General features: G+C 60.0%; 21 protein-coding genes. 16 read left to right on the forward strand and 5 right to left on the reverse strand.

Annotation, left to right across the window (positions count from 1 at the left end; all coding sequences use genetic code 11):
* The first annotated feature begins 16 nt into the window (after positions 1-16).
* Both E4662_RS17860 and rpsO read left to right on the forward strand, forming a co-directional pair.
* Positions 17-1,234 carry a calcium-binding protein gene (locus tag E4662_RS17860; RefSeq protein WP_136442973.1) on the forward strand — a complete coding sequence of 406 codons (1,218 nt, stop codon included), beginning with the start codon at positions 17-19 and terminating at the stop codon, positions 1,232-1,234.
* 180 nt (positions 1,235-1,414) lie between these two features.
* A complete protein-coding gene (gene rpsO, locus E4662_RS17865; protein WP_136442974.1) occupies positions 1,415-1,684 on the forward strand; it encodes a 30S ribosomal protein S15 in 270 nt (89 codons plus the stop codon).
* An 80-nt stretch (positions 1,685-1,764) separates the two neighbouring features.
* Here rpsO and E4662_RS17870 read toward each other — a convergent pair whose 3' ends face one another.
* From E4662_RS17870 to E4662_RS17880, 3 genes are all read right to left on the reverse strand, one after another.
* Positions 1,765-2,118 (reverse strand): YigZ family protein, encoded by a 354-nt coding sequence (locus E4662_RS17870; protein ID WP_136442975.1) that lies wholly within the window; start codon positions 2,116-2,118, stop codon positions 1,765-1,767.
* A gap of 301 nt (positions 2,119-2,419) precedes the next feature.
* A complete protein-coding gene (gene pnp / locus E4662_RS17875; protein ID WP_136442976.1) occupies positions 2,420-4,564 on the reverse strand; it encodes a polyribonucleotide nucleotidyltransferase in 2,145 nt (714 codons plus the stop codon).
* 406 nt (positions 4,565-4,970) lie between these two features.
* The gene (locus tag E4662_RS17880; protein ID WP_136442977.1) at positions 4,971-5,657 is read right to left on the reverse strand and encodes a response regulator transcription factor; all 687 of its coding nucleotides are present in this window, start codon (positions 5,655-5,657) and stop codon (positions 4,971-4,973) included.
* A gap of 147 nt (positions 5,658-5,804) precedes the next feature.
* Here E4662_RS17880 and ribA point away from each other — a divergent pair, with 147 nt between their 5' ends.
* The 3 genes from ribA (at position 5,805) to E4662_RS17895 (ending at position 8,505) form a co-directional block, all read left to right on the forward strand.
* Positions 5,805-6,887 (forward strand): GTP cyclohydrolase II, encoded by a 1,083-nt coding sequence (ribA, locus tag E4662_RS17885; RefSeq protein ID WP_136442978.1) that lies wholly within the window; start codon positions 5,805-5,807, stop codon positions 6,885-6,887.
* A gap of 107 nt (positions 6,888-6,994) precedes the next feature.
* Positions 6,995-7,999 (forward strand): LLM class flavin-dependent oxidoreductase, encoded by a 1,005-nt coding sequence (locus tag E4662_RS17890; RefSeq protein WP_136442979.1) that lies wholly within the window; start codon positions 6,995-6,997, stop codon positions 7,997-7,999.
* Positions 7,996-8,505 carry a L,D-transpeptidase family protein gene (locus E4662_RS17895; RefSeq protein WP_136442980.1) on the forward strand — a complete coding sequence of 170 codons (510 nt, stop codon included), beginning with the start codon at positions 7,996-7,998 and terminating at the stop codon, positions 8,503-8,505. Before E4662_RS17890 ends, E4662_RS17895 begins: the two co-directional genes overlap by 4 nt.
* Positions 8,506-8,509: 4 nt before the next feature.
* Here the strand turns inward: E4662_RS17895 and argE are convergent, their stop codons facing one another.
* Positions 8,510-9,670, reverse strand: a complete 1,161-nt coding sequence (gene argE / locus E4662_RS17900) for an acetylornithine deacetylase (protein WP_136442981.1) — start codon at positions 9,668-9,670, stop codon at positions 8,510-8,512.
* Between the two features lie 409 nt (positions 9,671-10,079).
* On the opposite strand from argE, the gene E4662_RS17905 reads away from it, so the two are divergent.
* The 6 genes from E4662_RS17905 (at position 10,080) to E4662_RS17930 (ending at position 17,013) form a co-directional block, all read left to right on the forward strand.
* Positions 10,080-11,183: an ABC transporter ATP-binding protein gene (locus tag E4662_RS17905; protein WP_136442982.1), complete on the forward strand. Its 1,104-nt coding sequence runs from the start codon at positions 10,080-10,082 to the stop codon at positions 11,181-11,183.
* A 127-nt stretch (positions 11,184-11,310) separates the two neighbouring features.
* Complete coding sequence (locus E4662_RS17910; protein ID WP_136442983.1) at positions 11,311-12,429, forward strand: extracellular solute-binding protein; 1,119 nt, start codon at positions 11,311-11,313, stop codon at positions 12,427-12,429.
* A gap of 108 nt (positions 12,430-12,537) precedes the next feature.
* Positions 12,538-12,825 carry a DUF1330 domain-containing protein gene (locus tag E4662_RS17915; protein WP_136442984.1) on the forward strand — a complete coding sequence of 96 codons (288 nt, stop codon included), beginning with the start codon at positions 12,538-12,540 and terminating at the stop codon, positions 12,823-12,825.
* Positions 12,826-12,828: 3 nt separating this feature from the next.
* Positions 12,829-14,463 (forward strand): ABC transporter permease, encoded by a 1,635-nt coding sequence (locus E4662_RS17920; RefSeq protein ID WP_136442985.1) that lies wholly within the window; start codon positions 12,829-12,831, stop codon positions 14,461-14,463.
* Between the two features lie 3 nt (positions 14,464-14,466).
* Positions 14,467-15,651 carry an ABC transporter permease gene (locus tag E4662_RS17925; protein ID WP_136442986.1) on the forward strand — a complete coding sequence of 395 codons (1,185 nt, stop codon included), beginning with the start codon at positions 14,467-14,469 and terminating at the stop codon, positions 15,649-15,651.
* A 108-nt stretch (positions 15,652-15,759) separates the two neighbouring features.
* Entirely contained in the window at positions 15,760-17,013 is a 1,254-nt protein-coding gene (locus E4662_RS17930; RefSeq protein WP_136442987.1) for a PAS domain-containing protein, read from the forward strand.
* A 140-nt stretch (positions 17,014-17,153) separates the two neighbouring features.
* Here E4662_RS17930 and E4662_RS17935 read toward each other — a convergent pair whose 3' ends face one another.
* Positions 17,154-18,026 carry a branched-chain amino acid aminotransferase gene (locus E4662_RS17935; protein WP_136442988.1) on the reverse strand — a complete coding sequence of 291 codons (873 nt, stop codon included), beginning with the start codon at positions 18,024-18,026 and terminating at the stop codon, positions 17,154-17,156.
* A 159-nt stretch (positions 18,027-18,185) separates the two neighbouring features.
* Here E4662_RS17935 and E4662_RS17940 point away from each other — a divergent pair, with 159 nt between their 5' ends.
* From E4662_RS17940 to E4662_RS17960, 5 genes are read left to right on the forward strand one after another with little or no spacing between them, the layout of a single operon-like run.
* Entirely contained in the window at positions 18,186-18,698 is a 513-nt protein-coding gene (locus E4662_RS17940; protein ID WP_136442989.1) for a MarR family winged helix-turn-helix transcriptional regulator, read from the forward strand.
* A complete protein-coding gene (locus E4662_RS17945; protein WP_136442990.1) occupies positions 18,695-19,396 on the forward strand; it encodes a response regulator in 702 nt (233 codons plus the stop codon). The genes E4662_RS17940 and E4662_RS17945 overlap by 4 nt, the downstream gene beginning before the upstream one ends.
* Positions 19,397-19,454: 58 nt before the next feature.
* The gene (locus E4662_RS17950; protein ID WP_136442991.1) at positions 19,455-20,378 is read left to right on the forward strand and encodes a histone deacetylase family protein; all 924 of its coding nucleotides are present in this window, start codon (positions 19,455-19,457) and stop codon (positions 20,376-20,378) included.
* A complete protein-coding gene (locus E4662_RS17955) occupies positions 20,375-20,617 on the forward strand; it encodes an exodeoxyribonuclease VII small subunit (protein ID WP_136442992.1) in 243 nt (80 codons plus the stop codon). Before E4662_RS17950 ends, E4662_RS17955 begins: the two co-directional genes overlap by 4 nt.
* A 14-nt stretch (positions 20,618-20,631) precedes the next feature.
* Positions 20,632-21,519, forward strand: coding sequence for a polyprenyl synthetase family protein (locus E4662_RS17960; protein WP_136443161.1), 888 nt, complete (start codon positions 20,632-20,634; stop codon positions 21,517-21,519).
* Positions 21,520-21,522 lie beyond the last annotated feature (3 nt).

Raw genomic sequence — 21,522 nt, forward strand, 5'->3', positions numbered from 1 at the left:
TGCGAGGTTTTCGACCATGTTCTTTCTTGCTGGCCTCATGGGAATGATGGTGCTTGGGTCTGTGGCCTTCGTTGGCTTCCCGACCGGGCAGGATGATGACGACGGCGACCCAGTCGATACTGCGCCCACGGGCGGGGGACCCGCCTTGGAAGAGGGCGGTGAAGAAGACGATGCCCAGGATGGGTCAGGGATTCTGGACTTTGCCACACAAGGAGAAGAGTCGGAAACCGCCGCGCAAGAGCCCGCCACCGCGGGTGAAGCTGCCGCAGAGCCGTCCGCAACCGCTGTTAACAACACCAATGCGGCAGAGCCTGTTACCCAAACGCGCTACGTGGACATTGGCATGACACCGGACCCGGGCAGTGGCCCCCCGTCGGGTGTCAACACACTGTTTGGGCGTATGGGTTTGATCAATATGCCGGGCCTGATCGAGGCGGGCGGCGAAGCGGATGACACGCTGACCGGCACCCCGCAGACGGACCTGCTCAACGGCGGTGCCGGGGACGATTTCCTTGATGCCGGGGCGTCCGATGACCAGCTCCACGGCGGCGATGGCGACGATACACTGCTGGGTGGCGGCGAGAATGATACGCTGCATGGTGATGCAGGCAATGATGTGCTGTCCGGCGGGGCGGGCGAAGACGAGCTTTTCGGCCATGATGGCGCGGACACGATGGTTGGCGATGACGGCGATGACGCGCTTTGGGGCGGTCTGGGTGATGACCTGATGTCAGGAGGTGCGGGCGCCGACGCACTCATGGGCCGAGAAGGCGCTGATACGCTGTCTGGTGGGCTTGGACAGGATACGCTGTTCGGTGGCTGGGACAACGATGTGGTTATCGGTGCCGAACGGGATGCGACCGGGGCGGACCTGGACGAAGGGGACTTCCTGAACGGCGGCGACGGTGATGACACGATCATTGCTGGCGAAGGCGATATTGTGTCTGGCGGGGACGGCGCGGATACGCTGGTCCTCGGAGATTGGATCGTCAACCAGGCCGCCACGCTGATGGACTTCGATGAGAGTGAAGATCAGATCATCGTTGTTTATGACGACAGCAATCAGCAAGCAGACCCGGTTCTGGAGGTTCGCGTGAGCGAGGCGGACCCGGACGTAACCGAGATTGTCGTTGACGGCACCGTTGTGGGCACGCTTGACACGGCCACCGCGCCGAGCGTGTCGTCGCTTGTGTTGGTTGGCGAAAGCGCTGCCTCGGCCGTGATCGGGACCTGATACCGTCGAGCTTGGCAAAATACAGAGAATTGTATTTGCCAAGCCTTCAAAGCCCTTCCCAAATCCAGATGAATCGTTTATCAGCCCGCATCCGCCTGATGCACGGGCGGATATCTCCACGGGCCTTGCTGGACGACATCCCGGCTTGCGCCATAACCCTTGATCCGAAAGGAGACCCCGATGTCGATTACGCCGGAAGAAAAGAACCGCCTGATGAAGGAATTCGCAACCAAGGAAGGCGACACCGGTTCACCGGAAGTCCAGGTTGCCATTCTGACTTCGCGTATCTCCACCCTGACCGAGCACTTCAAGACGCACAAGAAAGACAACCACTCGCGTCGTGGCCTGCTCAAGCTGGTTGCTCAGCGTCGTAAGCTGCTGGACTACACCAAGGCCAAGGATGAAGCGCGCTATCAGGACCTGATCAAGCGCCTCGGCATCCGCCGCTAAGCGCATCTCGGCCCGCTACGGGCCACGAGGGACAAACAAGAGCGCCCGTCTTCCAGCAGGAAGGCGGGCGTTTTTGTTATTCAGTCGGAGAACTCTTGCAGGTAGAGGCGCACGGCCTCTTGCACATGCCGAAATCGATCGCCGCCAAGATGTTTGCCGCCGTACCAGCGGGTCACCACCACGATGTGATCCCGGACGCCTTCCCGTTCGAGCATGCGCAAGATCACCATGCCTGCTCCACTTTCGCCATCATCGTTCTTCAAGGGGCTGTCATGCGTCAGGCAGGCCCAGGTGTTGTGGGTCGCTTTGGCAAACTTCTTGCGGCGTTTCAGCTCCTTTAGAAAGGCCGCCGCCTCTTCGGAAGAGGTGCAAGGCCCGCCGGACACGGCATAGCGTGAACCGCGATCACTGATGATGTTTTCCAGAACGTTCATGACACCGGCGTAGGAGGCAAAGCGGCATGGCACAAGAGTGCTGATGCGGCAAAAGGTAAAAAGGCCCTGGCATCCCCGCCAGGGCCTGCGGACGCATCCCGTGAGTGACACAGAGTCCGGTACCAGTACATGCCTTTTGAAGGCTTAACGTTAGCGGGTCATTGGTAAAGAATCCCTGAAGTTCCCAGTATGGAATTCCGGAGCTTTCGTTGATTCCGCTGGGTTTTCCGGATTCGTGACGTGACGGCACAAAAAAGGGCGCCAGAATTGGCGCCCTTGATCTTCGAAAGCAGGAAGCGATTTACGCTTCTTCTGCCTTGTTTTTCTTCTCCGGAACGATCTCTTCGCCGGTTTCCTGATCGACCACTTTCATCGACAGGCGCACCTTGCCACGATCGTCAAAGCCGAGCAGCTTGACCTTCACGTCCTGACCTTCCTTGAGAACATCAGACGGGTGGTTCAGGCGACGGTTTTCGATCTGCGACACGTGCACGAGGCCGTCTCGCTTGCCGAAGAAGTTCACAAAGGCGCCGAAATCGACGATCTTCACGACTTTGCCATCATAGATCTTGCCCTCTTCCGGCTCTGCCACGATCGAGTAGATCATGTCGTAAGCCTTCTTGATGGCCTCGCCGTTCGGGGATGCGATCTTGATGATGCCTTCGTCGTTGATGTCGACTTTGGCACCGGACACTTCGACGATCTCACGGATCACCTTGCCGCCGGAACCGATCACTTCACGGATCTTGTCGGTCGGGATCTGCATGGTTTCGATGCGCGGAGCGTGTACGGAGAACTCGGAAGCCTCCGACAGTGCCTTCGACATCTCGCCGAGGATGTGCATGCGGCCTTCCTTGGCCTGTGCCAGAGCGGTCTTCATGATCTCGGGCGTGATGCCTGCAACCTTGATGTCCATCTGCAGCGACGTGATGCCGTTCTCGGTACCCGCCACTTTGAAATCCATGTCGCCGAGGTGATCTTCGTCGCCGAGGATGTCGGACAGAACCGCGTAGTCGCCATCCTCTTCCAGCACGAGGCCCATGGCCACACCGGCAACCGGTGCTTTCAGCGGAACGCCCGCGTCCATCATGGACAGCGAACCACCACAGACGGAAGCCATCGAGGAGGAGCCGTTGGACTCGGTGATCTCGGAAACGAGACGCAGGGTGTAGGGGAAATCCGTTGCTGCCGGCAGAACCGCCTGCAGCGCGCGCCATGCCAGCTTGCCGTGGCCAATCTCGCGGCGGCCGGGGCCACCAACGCGACCAACTTCACCAACCGAGTAGGGCGGGAAGTTGTAGTGCAGCATGAAGTTGGATTTGAAGTTGCCGTGCAGCGCGTCGATGAACTGCTCATCGTCGCCGGTGCCGAGCGTGGTCACAACCAAGGCCTGCGTTTCACCACGGGTGAACAGCGCGGAGCCGTGCGTACGCGGCAGCATGCCGGTTTCGGAGACAATCCCGCGGATTTCGTCCAGAGCGCGGCCATCGATGCGTCGCTTGTTCTTGACCACGTCGGAACGCAGCACAACGGACTCGAGCTTTTTCAGCGCGGAGCCGAGGTTGGCATCGGCCAGCTGCTCTTCGGAAAGGGCGGCTTTGATGTCTTCCTTGGCGGCGGCAACAGCGGCAACGCGCTCCTGCTTGTCGGAGATGGCGTAGGCGGCCTTCATCTTCTCTTCACCGGCGGCCTTGGCGGCCTCAAACAGCTCGGAGTAATCCGGCGGGGTGAAGTCGAAGGGCTCTTTCGCGCATTCTTCGGCCAGATCGATGATCAGGTCGATCACCGGCTGGATCTGCTCGTGAGCAAACAGAACCGCGCCGAGCATTTCTTCTTCGGTCAGCTCGTAAGCTTCGGATTCCACCATCATCACGGCGTCTTTGGTGCCGGCGACAACGAGGTCGAGACGCTGCTCGGGGTTCTCGCGGAGGCCCTGCATGTCATCGACTGTCGGGTTCAGAACGTATTCGCCATCCTCAAAGCCAACGCGGGCGCCAGCGATCGGACCACGGAACGGCGCGCCGGAGATGGTCAGCGCTGCGGAGGCTGCAATCATGGCAACAACGTCGGGGTCGTTGACGAGGTCGTGGCTCAGCACGGTACACATCACCAGCACTTCGTTCTTGAAGCCGGGGACGAAAAGCGGGCGGATCGGGCGGTCGATCAGGCGGGCGGTGAGCGTTTCCTTTTCGGTCGGACGCGCTTCACGCTTGAAGAAGCCACCCGGAACCTTACCGGCGGCATAGTATTTTTCCTGATAGTGGACCGTCAGCGGAAAGAAATCCTGACCTTCGCGCGGCTCTTTGGCGAAGGTGACGTTGGCCATGACGGAGGTCTCGCCCAGAGTGGCGATGACGGTGCCGTCGGCCTGACGGGCAACCTTGCCCGTTTCCAGTGTGAGCGTCTCTTCGCCCCACTGCATCGACTTTTTCGTTTCTTTGAACATCGTATATCCTTTTGGAAGCACTCGCGGGCCCTCCCGCGTCTCCCGTTTGAATGGCGGCCCCATTGCCGCCGCCCCCTTCATCCTGTCATGCGCCGGGGACAAAGCGTCACGTCTCAGATGCGCCGCGCATACATGTTTTTCGGGCTTTTGGAAAGCGGGGAAAGCACGCTCTGGTTGGAAAACAGGGCGTTTTTCCGATTTGCTGAACAGCAAGCGGTGAGGCAAAAAAAAGACCCGGGACAAGCCCGGGTCAGTCCAACAGGGAGGTGCGTGCGATGACCCGCACACGCAACGGGTATACCTTCGTATATTGCATGACTTAAAGGTGCCCATGCAATGCGACTTTGATATGGATCAAGAAACGCTGTGTCTTTCCCGCATCATACACCGCAAGATATTGAAACCTTTACGAAACAAGGCGATATCCACCCGACTCCGTCACCAGCAAAGAGGCATTTGACGGGTTCGGCTCGATCTTTTGTCGCAGGCGATAGATGTGAGTCTCCAGCGTGTGGGTCGTCACACCGGCGTTATAGCCCCAGACTTCGTGCAGCAAAGTGTCCCGCGGAACCACGCCTTCGGTGGCCCGGTAAAGGAACTTGAGGATGTTGGTTTCCTTCTCCGTCAGGCGAATTTTGCGATCATCTTCGGTAATCAGCATCTTCATCGCGGGCTTGAAGGTGTAGGGGCCAACCGTGAAGATCGCGTCTTCCGATTGCTCGTGCTGGCGCAGTTGGGCGCGGATTCGGGCAAGCAGGACCGGGAACTTGAATGGCTTGGTCACGTAGTCGTTGGCACCAGCGTCGAGCCCGAGGATCGTATCCGCATCGGAATCGTGACCGGTCAGCATCAGGATCGGAGATTTGACGCCCTGTTTGCGCATCAGACGGCACAGTTCGCGTCCGTCCGTGTCAGGCAGGCCAACGTCCAGAATGACGAGGTCATAATCCTGCTCCTTGACGCGCCCCATGGCGTTGGTGCCGTTTTCCGCTTCGAAGACTTCGAAGTCTTCGGTCATGATCAGTTGCTCGGCCAACGCCTCACGCAGATCATCATCGTCGTCCACCAACAGAATGTTCTTCAGCTGTGCCATGCTTGGGTCTCCGTCTTGCCTTTTCCGTCAGATGTGGACATTTTGCCGGTCCGGCAAGGATTGCTGCAAAACATTCACGCTCTCGTGTCCCGAGCCGTCAAATGTTACAGAAACTCCCGCCTTTTGTTACGGACCCGAGGCCTTTCTATGTCCTTTTCGCCAGATGTGAACGAAATCCTGTCACGGGCGCGGTCTGACCTGCGCATGGGCGTTCCGGTCGTTCTGGAAGGCCCGGACGAGGCGGTTTTGGTTGCATCGGCCGAAACCATCAGCGCGGCGCGCCTGGCGGATATTCAGGCCATGGGGGTCGTGGATCTGGTCCTGACCGGGCGCAGGGCGGAAACGCTCAAGGCGCGGGCATATGATGGCGATGTGGCGCGGGTGGTGCTGCCGGAGGGGGCAAAGATTTCCTGGGTGCACGCGCTGGCCGACCCGGCGGACGATCTCAAATCGCCGATGAAGGGCCCGCTTTCGACCCGCCGTGGGGGGGATGCCCGATTGCACCGAATGGCGATCGCCCTTTGCAAAAGCGCGCGGCTGCTTCCGGCTGCGCTGATGACGCAAGTTGATCGGGGGTTTGGCGCTTCGCGCGGATTGACCTCCATTCCGGCGGATGATGCCGCGCCTCTGCTCGTGGCCTTGCCGCCGCTCTCACACACGATTTCCGCCAAGGTGCCGCTTGGTGCGGCGGAAAACGCGCGGCTCCACATCTTCCGCCCGCAGGATGGCAGCGATGAGCACTATGCCATCGAAGTCGGCCAGCCGGATCGTAGCGCCCCTGTGCTGGCACGGCTGCATTCGGCCTGTTTTACCGGCGATGCCCTCGGGTCCTTGAAATGCGACTGCGGCCCGCAACTGGATGCAGCGCTGACCCAGATGGGGCAGGCAAACAGCGGCGTGCTGCTGTACCTGAACCAGGAAGGGCGCGGCATTGGATTGGCCAACAAGATGCGAGCCTATTCGCTTCAGGATCAGGGGTTCGACACGGTTGAGGCCAATCACAGGCTGGGTTTTGAAGACGATGAACGGGATTTCCGGCTTGGCGCGCAGATGCTGCAGACCATGGGATTTGGCTCGGTCCGGCTTCTGACCAACAACCCCAAGAAGGTAGCGATGCTGGAACAGAACGGCATTGCTGTCGCGGAACGTGTGCCGCTCAAGGTGGGGCAAACGCCTCAGAACGAACGGTATCTGGCGACGAAAGCGGCCAAGTCCGGTCATCTGTTCTGAGGTTTCGCCGGGGGTTCGGGGCAGAGCCCCGCCCTACGGACCGTCTCGTGGGCTTGCAGCGTGTGATCGGGATCATAGGTTGGACCCGAAGGCTATCGGAGGCAGATATGCGATACTCCCTGTTGGATTTGTCACCAGTGCCGGAAGGTTTCACGGCCTCTGACGCGCTGCGGAATACAGGTGATCTTGCCCGACATGCGGAAGGCTGGGGGTTTCATCGCTATTGGATGGCCGAGCATCACAACATGCCGGGGATTGCCTCTGCGGCGACGGCTGTGCTGATCGGCCATGTGGCCGGGCTGACGCGCGAGATGCGGGTCGGGGCAGGGGGCATCATGCTGCCGAACCACGCACCTTTGGCCGTTGCCGAAGCCTTTGGCACGCTGGCGACCCTCTATCCGGATCGGATTGATCTGGGTCTGGGGCGGGCGCCCGGCGGGGATGCTGCGGTGATGCAGGCACTTGGGGTGAACCCGCAGCGCTCCGAAAATTTCCACAATGAAGTGGCCGAGTTGCGCGCCTTGCTTGGACCGGTCAGCCCGGATCGGCAGGTGCGTGCCTTGCCGGGGGAGGGGACGCGAGTGCCGCTCTGGATCCTGGGCTCTTCGATGCACGGGGCGCAGGTTGCTGCACTGCTTGGGCTGCCTTATGCCTTTGCCTCGCATTTCGCCCCGGCGGCGCTGGAACAGGCGCTGGAGGTGTACCGGCGGTATTTCAAACCTTCAGAAAGCCTTGAGAAGCCTCACGCCATGATGGCGATCAACGTGTTCGCCGCAGAACAGGAACACGAAGCGCGTCGATTGCGCACGACGATGCAACAGGCGTTCTATCGCCTCCGTACGGGGAAGCCGGGCAAGTTGCCTGCCCCGGTGGACAAGTTGTCCGATGTGGTCCCGGCAAGTGCGATGCCCGCGCTGGACGAGGCCTTGCGCATCAGCGCGGTCGGTGATCCGGATCAGGTGGAGCAGCAGATGCGACAACTGATTGAGACGTACCGGCCGGATGAGGTGATCCTGACGGGACAAATCCACGACCACCGCGCGCGCCTGCGCAGCTTTGAAATTGCGGCCGACGTTATGACGCGCATCAACGCAAGACAGGATGCAGCATGAACCGGGATGCGATGGTTCTGACGAAAACGGGTCTGCGTTTTGCAGGCCGTATGTGGCCGTGCACCGTTGGCCGGGGTGGCGTTACGGCAACCAAACGCGAAGGCGATGGCGGCACGCCCACGGGCGAGCATCGGATCGCCGGGGTGCTTTTCCGGCCGGACCGGATTGCACGGCCCAATGTCTGGGCGACGCCGATCAGACCGGGGGATCTGTGGTCAGATGATGCAAGCGATCCAGCTTACAACACGCAGGTCAAAGCGCCCTATGCGCCCAGCCACGAAACGCTGCGCCGGGCCGATCCGCTTTATGATCTTGTGCTGCTGACAGACTGGAACTGGCCAGACGCCGTGCCGGGCAAAGGCTCCGCGATCTTCCTGCACCGCTGGCGGCGTCCGGGCTTTCCGACAGAAGGCTGCATTGCTTTCCGCCCCGATCACTTGCGCCAGATTGCGGCGCTGATCCTGCCCGGAACGCGGGTTATCGTCCCGCAGGGGCTCGCGCGGTGAGCGGTTACGCCGTCAGATAGCGCTCCAGCCCGACCAGCATGTCGAGGCATTTCTGCAATTGGGCCCGCGTGATGAACTCATCCGGCTTGTGTGCCTGCGCAATAGAGCCGGGGCCGCAGACGACGACACTCGTGCCCATCTGCTGAAACAACCCGGCCTCGGTGCCAAATGGTACCACATCGCAGGCATTTCCGCCGGTCAACTGATGCAGCAGATCGCGGGCGGGATTGTCCTTGCGCGGTTCGAGGCCGACCACTTCGCCAATCGTGTCTGTCGTGATGCTTGCCTGTGGCGTGACGGTGCGCATGGCGGGAAGAAGCTCCGTTTCGACAAAGCGATTCATGGCCTCGTTAACGAAATCCGCATCGCTCCACTCGACCGGGCGCATCTCCCAGTCGACCTCGGCCTTGCTGGGGATGACGTTGTGCACGGTGCCGCCGGACAGCCTTCCTATGTTGATGGTCGTCCATGGTGGATCGAACCGGGAGCCCGCAGGCGCGCGTGACTTCAACTCTTCAGCGAGATCCAGCAGCCGCGCCACATAGCGCGCTGCGTAGGCCGCGGCGTTTACGCCCTTGTCTGGCGCCGAGCCGTGCCCTTCGAGGCCGGCAAAGCGGGTGGTGTACTCGCAGCAGCCCTTGTGCCCTTCGATGATCTGCATTGACGTGGGCTCGCCTACAATCACCATGGCGGGTTTGATCCCGCGCCGCGCCAGTTCCGGAACAAGGCGTCTTGCGCCGAGACAGCCCACCTCTTCGTCGTAGGTGAAACTGAAGTGCAAAGGGCGCGTCAGAGGGCGCGCGGCCCAGTCCGGGGCTATGGCCAGGGTCGCTGCGAGAAAACCCTTCATATCGCAGGTGCCGCGTCCGAACAGGCGCCCGTCCCGTTCCGTCAAAACAAAAGGATCGGTACTCCAGTCCTGCCCCTCCACAGGCACCACATCGGTATGACCGGAGAGCACAATGCCGCCGGGACCGTCCGGGCCGAGCGTCGCCCAGAGGTTGGCTTTTGAACCGGTTTCATCGTGCCAAATGGAGACGCGCGCGCCGATCGCTTCCAATCGTGTTGCCAGATCATCAATGATTTCGAGATTGCTGACCGCAGAAACCGATGGATGCGCGATCAGCTCTGACAAGATGGATTCGGTTCGGGCAAGAGGCGTCATGAGGCTGTTTCCGACTTGGGCCACTGGGGCAGCACTTCATTGAAAGGTATCAAGCGGCTCATTGCACAAGAGGCGCGGCGGGGCGGTTCAAATTTGGTCAGTTTGTAAGCTGTGGCATGAAAATCGGGCGTTTCGGGAATGAAAACGAACGGTTTTGAAGTGAAAACGACAGTCTTCGACCCGTCAGTGCAGGGTGTGGGAGCGAAAGACTGCCGGGAAAAACTGCAATATCGTGCCGCGCGGTGGCGCAAATTGCCTGCGATGCGTCGCTTTCCCGGTCAGATTTCCCGGAATTCCTGTCAAGTTTTGAAAAATCAGGGAACCGGTTGCAACGCATGCGCGGTCGCGCTTTAGTTCCATGGTATAGAGACAGCGGAAAAAACCGCGACACTGACACGGGGAGCCTGCTTTGGCGGATCAAACAAACGGCGACGCATTCGTCGCCTTTGAGCATGTTCAGAAAAGCTATGACGGCGAAACGCTGGTCGTCAAAGATCTGAACCTATCCCTGCCCAAGGGCGAATTTCTGACAATGTTGGGGCCGTCCGGGTCAGGCAAGACGACCTGCCTGATGATGCTGGCCGGCTTCGAGACCGCCACGCACGGCGAGATCAAGCTTGATGGCACCAGCATCAACAACATCCCGCCGCACAAACGTGGCATCGGCATGGTGTTCCAAAACTATGCCCTGTTCCCGCACATGACCGTGGCGGAGAACCTTAGCTTCCCACTCGAAGTTCGCAAGATGGGCAAGTCCGACCGCGAAGCGAAAGTGAAGCGCGCGTTGGACATGGTGCAGATGGGCGCCTTCGGCGGTCGCCGTCCTGCGCAGCTTTCGGGTGGTCAGCAGCAGCGGATCGCGCTGGCGCGCGCGCTGGTGTTCGAGCCGGAGCTGGTTTTGATGGACGAACCGCTCGGCGCGCTGGACAAGCAGCTGCGTGAACACATGCAGTTCGAGATCACAAAGCTGGCGCATGATCTCGGGATCACCACGGTTTACGTGACGCACGACCAGACCGAGGCGCTGACCATGTCGGATCGCGTGGCGGTCTTTGACGATGGTCGCATCCAGCAGCTCGATCCGCCGGATACGCTCTATGAAAAACCCCGCAACAGTTTCGTGGCGCAGTTCATCGGCGAAAACAACACGCTCGAAGGCATCATAACCGAGATCAAGGGTGAGACCTGCGTGGTCAAGCTTGAGGACGGTCAGGAAATCGACGCCGTACCGATCAACGTTGGCACGGTTGGCGAAAAGACACGTGTGTCGATCCGCCCGGAGCGCGTCGAATTCAACAAGGATCGCCTGAAAGAAGGCGCGCACACGATCAAGGCGACAGTGCTCGAGTTCATCTACATGGGTGACATCTTCCGCACGCGTCTTCGGGTCGCGGGCAAGGACGATTTCGTCATCAAAACCCGCAATGCGCCGGACCAGGTGCGCCTTGAGCCGGGCACCGAGATCGAGATTGGCTGGTTGCCGGAAGATTGCCGCGCGCTTGATGCGGATTAAAATCTAAAGAATTGCAGCGGGCTGGTCGGGGATGATCGGGCCGCTGGCAAGTAAGGGGTCGGAGGTTCGAACCCGTAACGCCGGCCCCCTCAATCAAACGGGTAGTAAAACCTTAGGGAGTATAACGATGAAACTCACCAAGACCCTCATGGCCACAACCGCGCTGACGGTTGCAGCTGCAGCGGCCCACGCGGACGGTCACGGCATGGCAGACAGCATGACGCTTGTTAGCTGGGGTGGCGCGTACCAGTCTTCGCAGCAGAAGGCCTATGTTGAGCCCTACCTGGCAATGAACGACGGTGTGTCTTCCACCTGGGACGAGAGCTCTGCTGAAGCCGTGGCCAAGCTGCGCGCGATGAATGAAGCGGGCAACGTGACCTGGGACGTGGTTGACGTTGTGGCGGCAGACGCCATCCGTCTGTGCGACGAAGGCCTCGCTCTGGAGATTGACCCGGACTCCGATCTAGCGGCGGCGCCCGATGGCACCTCTGCAGAAGATGACTTCGGCGACCTGCTGGTTTCCGACTGCTTCATCCCGCAGATCGTGTATTCCACCACCTTCGGCTATCGCACCGATCTGGTTCCGGAAGGTGTTGATGCACCGTCCGACATCTGCTCGGTCTTCGATCTGGAAACCTACCCGGGCAAGCGCGCGCTGGAAAAGCGTCCGATCAACAACATGGAATGGGCGCTGCTCTGTGACGGCGTGGCCAAGGAAGACGTCTACGACGTTCTGGAAACCGACGAAGGTCAAGACCAGGCGCTTGCCAAGCTGGGCACCATCAAGGACAGCGTTGTCTGGTGGTCCGCTGGTGCTGACACGCCGCAGCTTCTGGCTGATGGCGAAGTCTTCATGGGCTCCACCTACAACGGCCGTCTTTTCTCGGCCATCGTCGAGCAGAACCAGCCGATCGGCATGATGTGGGACGCGCAGGTGTTCGACCTTGACGGTTGGATCATCCCGGCGGGTCTGTCTGATGACCGTCTGGCCCGTGCCAAGGACTTCGTAAAGTTCGCCACGGACACCCAGCGTCTTGCGGATCAGTCCAAGTACATCTCCTACGGCCCGGCGCGCGCGTCTTCGGCTCCGATGGTTGGTCAGCACGCAGAGCTCGGCATCGACATGGCACCGCACATGCCGACCGACCCGGCAAACGCTGCCAACACCTTCCTGTACAACTACGAGTTCTGGGCTGACTACCGCGACGACATCGACGCGAAGTTCCAGGCGTGGCTGGCACAATAAGCCGCTGAGGCGAAACGGCTGAGGCGGGGTTGAACCCCGCCCGCCAAGACAAACCGTGCGAGGCGGGCCTGGTCCCGCCTTGCGCCACCAACGACAAGGGACAGGGACATGCCCAAAGGCTATATCATCGGCCATATCACGGTGAACGATCCCGAGGCTTACAAGGAATACATCGAGCGCGACACGCCGATCCTTGAGAGCTTTGGCGCGAAGTTTATCGTCCGTGGCGGGCAGTCTGAGACTCCCGAAGGCGAAACGCAGAACCGCCACGTCGTTATTGAATTCCCCGATTTTGAGACCGCGAAGCGGGCGTACAATGATCCGGCCTACCAAGAGGTTGCCGAGATCCGCCGCCGCACCGCGACCAGCACCATCATCCTTGTGGAGGGCGCGTGAGCCATGAGTGACGCAACCAATTCCGGCCCCGTCCTGTCTGCCGATGGCACGCCGCTGAAGCGCAGCCTCGCGCGGGCCCTGCGCCGACAGAAGATGCGCGCCCTGATGCTGATCGCGCCGCTCCTGATTTTTGTACTGGTGACCTTCATTCTCCCGATTGCCGACATGCTGTGGCGCTCGGTCGAGAACCAGATTGTGACCAACACCATGCCGCGCACAGTGGTTGCATTGGCCGATTATGACGGCGCGAGCGGTGAGTTGCCCGGTGAGGCGACCTTTGAAGCGGCTTACTACGACCTTTACATCGCCGCCGAGCGCAAGCTGCACACCCGTCTTGGCAGCCGCCTGAACTATGAACAAACCGGCGCGTCCTCGCTGTTCCGCAAGTCCGGTCGCGGGCTTGATGACATCGGCGAAGTTTACATGGATCAGTTCGAAGATCTCGACAAGAACTGGGACGAGGCTGAGCCCTGGGCGGAACTGATGGGCGATCCCGCCTGGCTTGAGGCACAGGGCAAATGGCAGAAAGGTCAGACACAGCCAACGTTCAAGGCAAGCGGTGCGATCAAGGAACTGTTGCCGCGCACGGCGGAGCAATACGCGCTCTTCGCGGAGTTCCAGCAAGTCGACAAGGACAAAAGCCCGCTGCGCGAAGAGCCATGGTCGGCGGTTCACACCGCGCTCTATCAAGATTTGGCCGAGGCGGACGTCTCCGGCTACACCGGCCCTCAGGCCGATTTGCTCAAGGCCGCTGATGCGCTTGTCGCAAGCCCGGATTTCGAGACGGTCACCTTCAAGGCGGGCTTCGAAGAAATCGACGAGGACTGGATGGACCCGGAAATCTGGGTGACGATCCAGACCTACAGCCCGGAACTGACCAACGGCTATTTCCTGAACGCTGTCGATATGCAGAAATCGCCCGATGGCGCCGAGTTCCGCGACGAGCGGGAGCGCATCTACGGCCTGCTGTTCAAGCGCACGATCTTCATGTCCATGGTGATCACGATCAGCTGTATCCTGCTGGCCTATCCGGTCTCTTACCTGCTCTCCAACCTGCCTGCGCGCTCTGCGAACCTGCTGATGATCCTGGTGCTTCTGCCGTTCTGGACATCGCTTCTGGTGCGCACCTCGGCCTGGAAGGTGATGCTGCAGCAACAGGGCGTGATCAACGATATCCTCGTATGGATTGGCATGGTGGCCGATGACAGCCGCCTGACCATGATCAACAACCAGTTCGGCACGATTGTCGCCATGACGCACATCCTGTTGCCGTTCATGATCCTGCCGATGTACTCGGTGATGAGCACCATCCCGCCGTCCTACACCCGCGCGGCCAAGAGCCTCGGGGCGACCAACTGGACAACCTTCTGGCGGGTCTATTTCCCGCAGTCTGTGCCGGGGATCGGGGCGGGCAGTATCCTCGTCTTCATCCTGTCGATCGGCTACTACATCACGCCCGAAATCGTCGGTGGCACCACCGGGACATTCATCTCCAACCGGATCGCCTATCACATCTCGTCCAGCCTCAACTGGGGTCTGGCGGCGGCGCTGGGCACGATCCTTCTGGCGGTGGTTCTGCTGCTCTACTGGGCATACGACCGCATCGTCGGCATCGACAACGTGAAGCTGGGGGGCTGATCCATGGCTGTAGAAACACAAGCAATCAAACGCCCCATCAATTTCGCCGCGCCGACGGTTGGCGGTTTCGGAGCTTTCTTCGGAACCTTTGTCGGGGCCTCCAACGGCTCTTCGATCTTGGGCATCCTTGCGGGCTTCGTCATCATGGCGGCCATCGCCTATGTCCTGCTCGAAGTGCTGGATACGGGAATGGAAAAATCTGCACGTTGGGGGCTTGTCGCGCTCATGGTCGTGGCGGGCTTCCTTCTAGGGGGGATCCCCGGCGCCGTGGTCGGCGGCCTGTTGGGCTGGTTCTTTGGCTGGCTGATCTACTGGGTCGGCATGGGGCGCTACCGCGTGCCACTGCCGCCGTACCTGACCGGCGGGCAAGTGCTCTGGCACTACACCTTCCGTGTGATGTGTGGGGCGATCTTCTTTTTCCTCGTCTCGCCGCTGGTTCCGGTGATCTGGCTGAGCTTCAACGCGCAGGACTTCTTTACAATCACCCCGGAAATGCTGCGCTTTGACCCTGAAGGGTACAGCTTCAAGCACTACCGTGACTTCTTTACGTCGTCTGAGTGGCAGCAGGCGCTGCGCAACTCGCTGATCATTGCACCTCTGGCCACCTTCCTCTCGGTCAGCTTCGGTACGCTGGCGGCGATTGGCCTGAGCTCCGAGCACGTGCCGTTCCGACGCGCGATCATGGCGATCCTGATTTCGCCGATGATCGTGCCGCTCATCATTTCGGCGGCTGGCATGTACTTCTTCTACAGCCGCATGGGGCTGCAGGGGACACTCTTCGGCGTAGTGCTGGCGCACGCGGCGCTCGGGATTCCCTTCGTGATAATCACGGTTACGGCGACCCTGGTCAGCTTTGACCGCTCCTTGACCCGCGCGGCGGCGAACATGGGGGCCGATCCGGTGACAACCTTTTTCCGCGTGCAGATGCCGCTTATTCTGCCGGGCGTTATCTCCGGCGGGCTCTTCGCCTTTATCACCTCGTTTGACGAAGTGGTCGTGGTGATCTTTGTCGGCTCCGCGAAACAGCAGACCCTGCCATGGCAGATGTTTACGGGCCTGCGCGAACAGATCAGCCCGACGATCCTTGCGGTGGCGACGATCCTCGTCTGTATCTCCATCGCGCTTCTGACGACGCTCGAACTTCTGCGTCGCCGGTCGGAACGCCTGCGCGGTATGAGCCCTGGTTAAAGAAATGCCTAAAATGCCTCGCGAATTGCAACTATTCGGCAGGTAGGTTTAGGCGTTTCTTAAAGAGCATGAGCGAGGTTTCCCGGGAACAGTTTTCCGGGGAGTCTCATGACCGAACTCAATCCAGATTTTGCGGCTGAGGCTGCGCGAACAACCAAGCAGGGAGAGGTCTCCTTCTCGGTGAGCGAGGCCTTTTATTCCCGCACGGACAAACGCGGTGTGATAGTCGCGGGCAACACTGTGTTTCAGCGCTTGTCCGGTTATGATTGGGAAGAAATTCTTGGCGCGCCACACAAGATAATTCGGCATCCCGACATGCCCAAAGGGGTGTTCCACCTTCTGTGGGAGCGCCTGCAAAACGACAAGGTCACAGGCTGTTACGTCAAGAACAGGGCCAAGGACGGGCGTTATTACTGGGTGTTTGCGCTCGTCTCACCCACAGACAGTGGTTATCTTTCGTCGAGGATCAAACCAACTTGCGATCGTCTTCCATTGGTAGAGGAGCTCTATGCTGACCTGCTGAAGCGGGAAAAAGAGGATGGTCTCAAACCTGCAGAAAGCGCAGCGCTGCTCGAGGACATGCTTCGGGATCATGGATATGCCAATTACAATGCATTCCAGTCGAGCGCCTTGGCCGATGAGTTCCGCTCGCGCCACGCGCAACTGAACATTCCCCTCGATACCGTTCAGTTGAAATACCTGGAAATGTCCAAGGCGATCAGCGAAGTTGCTGCAGAAACCACCGGCATGACAGAAGCATTCCAGGCGATCCGCACAGTTCCAATGAACATGAGCATCATTGCGTCCCGGCTGGAGAACGCCGGGGGGCCGATCAGCGCGATTTCCGTAAACTACAGTCAGATGCTTGAAGAGATGTCGAGTTGGGTGAACACCTTTGTCGACGGCGACAAATGCGTGTTTTCGCGCATGCGAGCGGCCATTTTGGAAGGTCAGTTCCTGAGTTTCGCACGCGCTTTGAAATCTGACATGCGTGTGTTTTTCGAGCAGGAAGATCCCGCTTGCTCTGATGATGTCGATCTGGACGAAGAGATCTCGCGGCTTGAAAAGCGGGAAGCTGTTCTTTTGGAAAAGACGCTTGCCTCTTTGCAGAACGTCGAAGTTGAAGCCCGCCGGTTCGCGCGAAGCGTGCTTGACATGAAGCGTTATGTGACCGGCCTGAGTTCGACACGGATGATGTGCAAAATTGAAAGCGCTTCGCTGGCGCAATCCGGAACGGAACTGGCGGGGATTGTCGATCAACTCGACGCCGGGCAAAACGAGATCGAAATGCGCCTTGCGCGCGTCGTCGAGTTGAATGCAGTAATTCAAGGCAGCACTTCTATGCTGCGCTCACTCTTCTGAAGTCAACCGGGGCCAGATCCGAGTGCAACTCACCACGGTGATGCTGTCTTTCAATCTGCGCTTAGGGTTTTGACTGACGGCTCGTAGAACGAGAAAGGCACCGGAAATCCGGTGCCTTTTGATTTGGCCCAATGCGAGGCTTAGCTGCGTACGAGCACTTCGTAGGCTTCGGCGATCTCGCGAGTCAGCGCGCCGACCTCGAAGGTATAGTCGCCAATTTGCCCGACCGGTGTAACCTCGGCGGCAGTACCGGTGAGCCAGCATTGCTCGAAACCATCCAGTTCTTCGGGCATGATGTGCCGTTCGTGGACGGTCACGCCACGGTCCGCCAACATGCCGATCACGGTTTGCCGGGTCAGCCCGTTCAGGAAGCAATCGGGTTTCGGCGTGTGCACTTCGCCGTCCTTGACGAAGAAGATATTCGCCCCGGTCGCTTCGGCCACATAACCGCGATAGTCCATGAACAGTGCGTCGGAACAGCCCTTGGCTTCGGCCTCATGTTTCGAGGTCGTACAGATCATGTAGAGCCCGGCGGCCTTGGCATGGACCGGGATTGTCTCCGGCGAGGGGCGCTTCCACTTCGCGATGTCGAGCTTTGCGCCCTTCATCTTGGCATCCCCGTAGTAGCTGCCCCATTCCCAGGCCGCGATGGCGAGGCGGACCGGGTTGCGCGCAGACGCGACACCCATGTCTTCACCCGCTCCGCGCCATGCAACCGCGCGCACATAAGCGTCGGTCAGGCCGTTGGCTTCGAGTACGGCGGCCTTGGCGGCTTCGATCTCGTCCACGGTGTAAGGGATTTTGAAATCCAGCTCGCCAGCGGAGAAGTGCAGGCGTTCGGAATGCTCCCGCGACAAGAAGATCTTGCCATTGTATGCGCGCTCGCCCTCGAAGACGGAACTGCCGTAGTGCAGGCCATGCGTCAGGACGTGGACCTGCGCATCACGCCATTCTACCAGTTGGCCGTCCAGCCAAATCTTGCCATCGCGATCATCATATGCGCCAGTAGCCATAACCATCCTCCTGTTTGCGCTTTTTCAAATGTTGCGCTAATTGTGTCCGTTTCGGACATAAAATTGCGCAAAAACTGAGATTCGCTAACAGTTCCGACTTGGAATGTCAACAAGGCTGACTTAAAGTCTCCTGCAACAGGTGAATTGGGGTGATTGTTCATGGCAGACACTCAGGGAAATCAAACCGTTGGTCAGGAGACTTTGCTCTACCTGACGGACGAGCAATTGCGGCAAGGCATCGAGGCAATGTTCTTTGCGTATCGGGGCTTTACGGCTGATCCGGATCGCATCCTTGCAACGCTGAGTTATGGGCGGGCGCATCATCGCGCACTGCATTTCATTCATGGCGCTCCGGGAACGACGGTCAATAACTTGCTTTCGATCCTTGGCGTTACGAAACAATCGCTCAACCGGGTGTTAAGAACATTGATCGAAGACGGTCTGGTCGAGTCGCGTGTCGGACGGCAAGATAAGCGGGAGCGCCATCTCTTCCTGACCGAAGATGGCGTGGCGTTGGATGCGCGGCTGTCGGATGCTCAGCGGGCGCGTATGCGCGCGGCCTACAAACAGGCCGGGCCAGAGGCCGTGGCCGGGTTCAAAACGGTCCTGGAGGCCATGATGGACCCGGAGATGCGGCGACAGTATCAAAGGCTCAGGGAGGGCCGCGGATGAGTGAACCGGACGCGCATTTGCTGATCGTCGATGACGACGAGCGTATTCGTGGATTGTTGCAGAAGTTCCTGATCCGGAACGGTTTCATGGTCAGTGCCGCACGGGATGCTGCGCATGCCCGGCGACTGCTTGCGGGACTTGAGTTCGACATGGTCGTGCTTGATGTCATGATGCCCGGCGAGGATGGCGTGAGCCTGACCAGAAGCATTCGCGAAACCATGGCCACGCCGATCCTGCTCTTGACGGCAAAAGCGGAAACCGAGGACCGGATTGCCGGGCTTGAAGCCGGGGCGGACGATTACCTGTCCAAACCATTTGAGCCGAAAGAACTGCTGCTCAGGATCAACGCGATCCTGCGCCGGATGCCGGAAACGCCTGCAGAGGAGGCCGCACCCAAGCTGCTGACTTTGGGAGAGTTTCGTTATGATATCGAACGCGGCGAGATGTGGCGGGGCGAAGAACTGGTGCGTCTGACCGCAACGGAAAGCCAACTCATGCGGATCTTTTCCAAGATGCCGGGCGAGGCAATCAGCCGGGCGAAACTGGTCGAGGACCTTGGCAGGGACAAGGGACAGGCGCAGGAGCGCGCGGTCGACGTGCAGATCACCCGTCTGCGGCGCAAGCTGGAGAGCGACCCGAAACAACCGCGCTATTTGCAGACGGTTCGGGGCGCGGGCTATATGTTGGCTCCTGACTGAGGTCGGCCCGAAGGGGCCACATTCACAGATTGAACGATAAAAGCAGAGAGGGCGCGCCATGGCGACGGCATTGATCACCCATTCCGATTGCCTGAAACACGTCACGCCGCAGGGGCATCCGGAGCGCGTGGCGCGGCTTGAACATGTCGGGCAGGCGTTGGAAGCGCTGGACTTGATTCGGGTCGACGCGCCGGACTGTACGGATGAAGATCTGCGGCTGTGCCATCCGCAGGCCTACATTGATCGAATCGGGGCTTCGGAGCCTGTTGGCGGCGCGGCGCAGATCGATTCCGATACCTGGATGTCTCCCGGCTCCATGATCGCGGCGAAACGCGCGGCAGGTGGGGCTTTGAAGGCTGTGGATATGGTGCTTGGAGGCGAAGTGGCCAACGCCTTTGTCGCCACACGTCCGCCCGGCCACCATGCTGAGACAGAAACGCCGATGGGGTTTTGCTTCTTCGGCAATGCGGCTCTGGCTGCAAAACATGGGCTCGAGCGACATGGGCTGAGCCGCGTGGCGGTTTTGGATTTCGACGTGCACCATGGCAACGGCACACAGGATTTGCTCTGGAATGAGCCGCGCAGCCTGTTCATTGGATCGCACCAGATGCCGCTTTGGCCTGGCAGCGGCGATGCCTCGGAGCGCGGCGCGCATGACAACGTGCTGAACCTGCCGCTGGCCCCCGAGACGGGCGGGGCGGAGATGCGTGCGGCCTGGACGCCAGCGCTAGGCCGTTTGCGCAGTTACGCGCCGGAGATGATTGTCGTATCGGCAGGTTTCGACGCGCATCAGGATGATCCTCTGGCGCAGCTCAACTGGAGCGTAGACGATTTCCGCTGGATCACCGGGGAAATCTGCACAATTGCTGCGGATGTCTGTGCGGGCCGTGTGGTATCCGTGCTCGAAGGCGGCTACGATCTCGGCGCGCTGGCAGCATCTGCCAAGGCGCATGTGGACGTGCTTTTGGAGGCTGGGAAATGAGCGACAAGCCGGTAACGGAGATGACCTTCGAAGAGGCCATGGCGGAACTTGAGCAGGTTGTCGGCCAGCTTGAGCGCGGTGACGTGGCGCTTGAGGATTCGATCAAGCTCTATGAGCGCGGCGCGGAACTGCGCAAACGCTGTGACGCAAAGCTGAAAGAGGCCGAAGAGAAAGTCGCTGCGATCACGCTGGATGCGGATGGCAACCCGGCAGGCACGAAAGCGGTTCAGGGCCTGTGAGCGACACCCAGACCATGACGCGAGCGTTTCCGGACGTTCTGAAGGCGGACGCCGCCAGGATTGCGCAGCGGTCCAGCTTTCTGAAAGTGCCGAACCGCCCGCTGACCGATGCCATGCATTACGCTTTGGAAGGCGGAAAGATGCTGCGTGGGTTTCTGGTCCTGGAGAGCAGCCGACTGCATGACGTACCGGAAGCGGCGGCTTTGCAGGCGGCATTGGCTATTGAATGCCTGCATGGTTACAGCCTGATCCACGACGATCTGCCTTGCATGGACGATGACGACATGCGCCGGGGCCGTCCCACGGTGCATCGCAAGTGGGATGAGGCGACGGCGGTTCTGGCGGGCGACGCGCTGCAGACCTTGGCATTCCGCCTGCTTACCAAACCGGAGATCGCGGATCTCGAAGCGCCGGTCAAATACGCAGCTTCGCACCGTTTGACCGAAGGTCTGGCCAAGGCGTCGGGCGATGCGGGTATGGTTCTGGGACAGATGCTCGACATGGAAGCAGAGGCCGCAGACGCGCCTTTGTCCCTGCGGGAAATCGAGCGGCTGCAATCTTTGAAAACGGGCGCGCTTCTGCTCTGGTCCGCAACCGCAGGCCCGGTGATGGCTGGCGCGGAAACCGGTTCGCTGCACAAGTACGGACAGAAGCTGGGGCTGGCGTTCCAGATCTGGGACGACGTGCTCGATGTCGAAGGGGATGCCGCTGAGGTTGGCAAGGCCGTCGGCAAGGACGCCGGGCGGGGCAAGGCAACCTTTGTCAGCCATCTGGGCCTCGACGGGGCGAAACGCCGCGCCGGAGAGATCGTGACAGAGGCCTGCGATGCCTTATCTGTTTACGGAAGTAAGGCCGAATGCTTGCGACAGGCCGCCCGCTTCGTTATTTCGCGCCGAAACTGACCG

It is taken from the genome of Pacificoceanicola onchidii, assembly GCF_004804335.1.
Taxonomy (GTDB): domain Bacteria; phylum Pseudomonadota; class Alphaproteobacteria; order Rhodobacterales; family Rhodobacteraceae; genus Pacificoceanicola; species Pacificoceanicola onchidii.

What these genes read in the sequence shown, in the direction of transcription:
- E4662_RS17860 (WP_136442973.1), top strand. Translation starts at nt 17, where the DNA reads ATGTTCTTTCTTGCTGGCCTCATGGGAATGATGGTGCTTGGGTCTGTG.
- rpsO (WP_136442974.1), top strand. Translation starts at nt 1,415, where the DNA reads ATGTCGATTACGCCGGAAGAAAAGAACCGCCTGATGAAGGAATTCGCA.
- E4662_RS17870 (WP_136442975.1), bottom strand. Translation starts at nt 2,118, where the DNA reads ATGAACGTTCTGGAAAACATCATCAGTGATCGCGGTTCACGCTATGCC.
- pnp (WP_136442976.1), bottom strand. Translation starts at nt 4,564, where the DNA reads ATGTTCAAAGAAACGAAAAAGTCGATGCAGTGGGGCGAAGAGACGCTC.
- E4662_RS17880 (WP_136442977.1), bottom strand. Translation starts at nt 5,657, where the DNA reads ATGGCACAGCTGAAGAACATTCTGTTGGTGGACGACGATGATGATCTG.
- ribA (WP_136442978.1), top strand. Translation starts at nt 5,805, where the DNA reads ATGTCCTTTTCGCCAGATGTGAACGAAATCCTGTCACGGGCGCGGTCT.
- E4662_RS17890 (WP_136442979.1), top strand. Translation starts at nt 6,995, where the DNA reads ATGCGATACTCCCTGTTGGATTTGTCACCAGTGCCGGAAGGTTTCACG.
- E4662_RS17895 (WP_136442980.1), top strand. Translation starts at nt 7,996, where the DNA reads ATGAACCGGGATGCGATGGTTCTGACGAAAACGGGTCTGCGTTTTGCA.
- argE (WP_136442981.1), bottom strand. Translation starts at nt 9,670, where the DNA reads ATGACGCCTCTTGCCCGAACCGAATCCATCTTGTCAGAGCTGATCGCG.
- E4662_RS17910 (WP_136442983.1), top strand. Translation starts at nt 11,311, where the DNA reads ATGAAACTCACCAAGACCCTCATGGCCACAACCGCGCTGACGGTTGCA.
- E4662_RS17915 (WP_136442984.1), top strand. Translation starts at nt 12,538, where the DNA reads ATGCCCAAAGGCTATATCATCGGCCATATCACGGTGAACGATCCCGAG.
- E4662_RS17920 (WP_136442985.1), top strand. Translation starts at nt 12,829, where the DNA reads ATGAGTGACGCAACCAATTCCGGCCCCGTCCTGTCTGCCGATGGCACG.
- E4662_RS17925 (WP_136442986.1), top strand. Translation starts at nt 14,467, where the DNA reads ATGGCTGTAGAAACACAAGCAATCAAACGCCCCATCAATTTCGCCGCG.
- E4662_RS17930 (WP_136442987.1), top strand. Translation starts at nt 15,760, where the DNA reads ATGACCGAACTCAATCCAGATTTTGCGGCTGAGGCTGCGCGAACAACC.
- E4662_RS17935 (WP_136442988.1), bottom strand. Translation starts at nt 18,026, where the DNA reads ATGGCTACTGGCGCATATGATGATCGCGATGGCAAGATTTGGCTGGAC.
- E4662_RS17940 (WP_136442989.1), top strand. Translation starts at nt 18,186, where the DNA reads ATGGCAGACACTCAGGGAAATCAAACCGTTGGTCAGGAGACTTTGCTC.
- E4662_RS17945 (WP_136442990.1), top strand. Translation starts at nt 18,695, where the DNA reads ATGAGTGAACCGGACGCGCATTTGCTGATCGTCGATGACGACGAGCGT.
- E4662_RS17950 (WP_136442991.1), top strand. Translation starts at nt 19,455, where the DNA reads ATGGCGACGGCATTGATCACCCATTCCGATTGCCTGAAACACGTCACG.
- E4662_RS17955 (WP_136442992.1), top strand. Translation starts at nt 20,375, where the DNA reads ATGAGCGACAAGCCGGTAACGGAGATGACCTTCGAAGAGGCCATGGCG.
- E4662_RS17960 (WP_136443161.1), top strand. Translation starts at nt 20,632, where the DNA reads ATGACGCGAGCGTTTCCGGACGTTCTGAAGGCGGACGCCGCCAGGATT.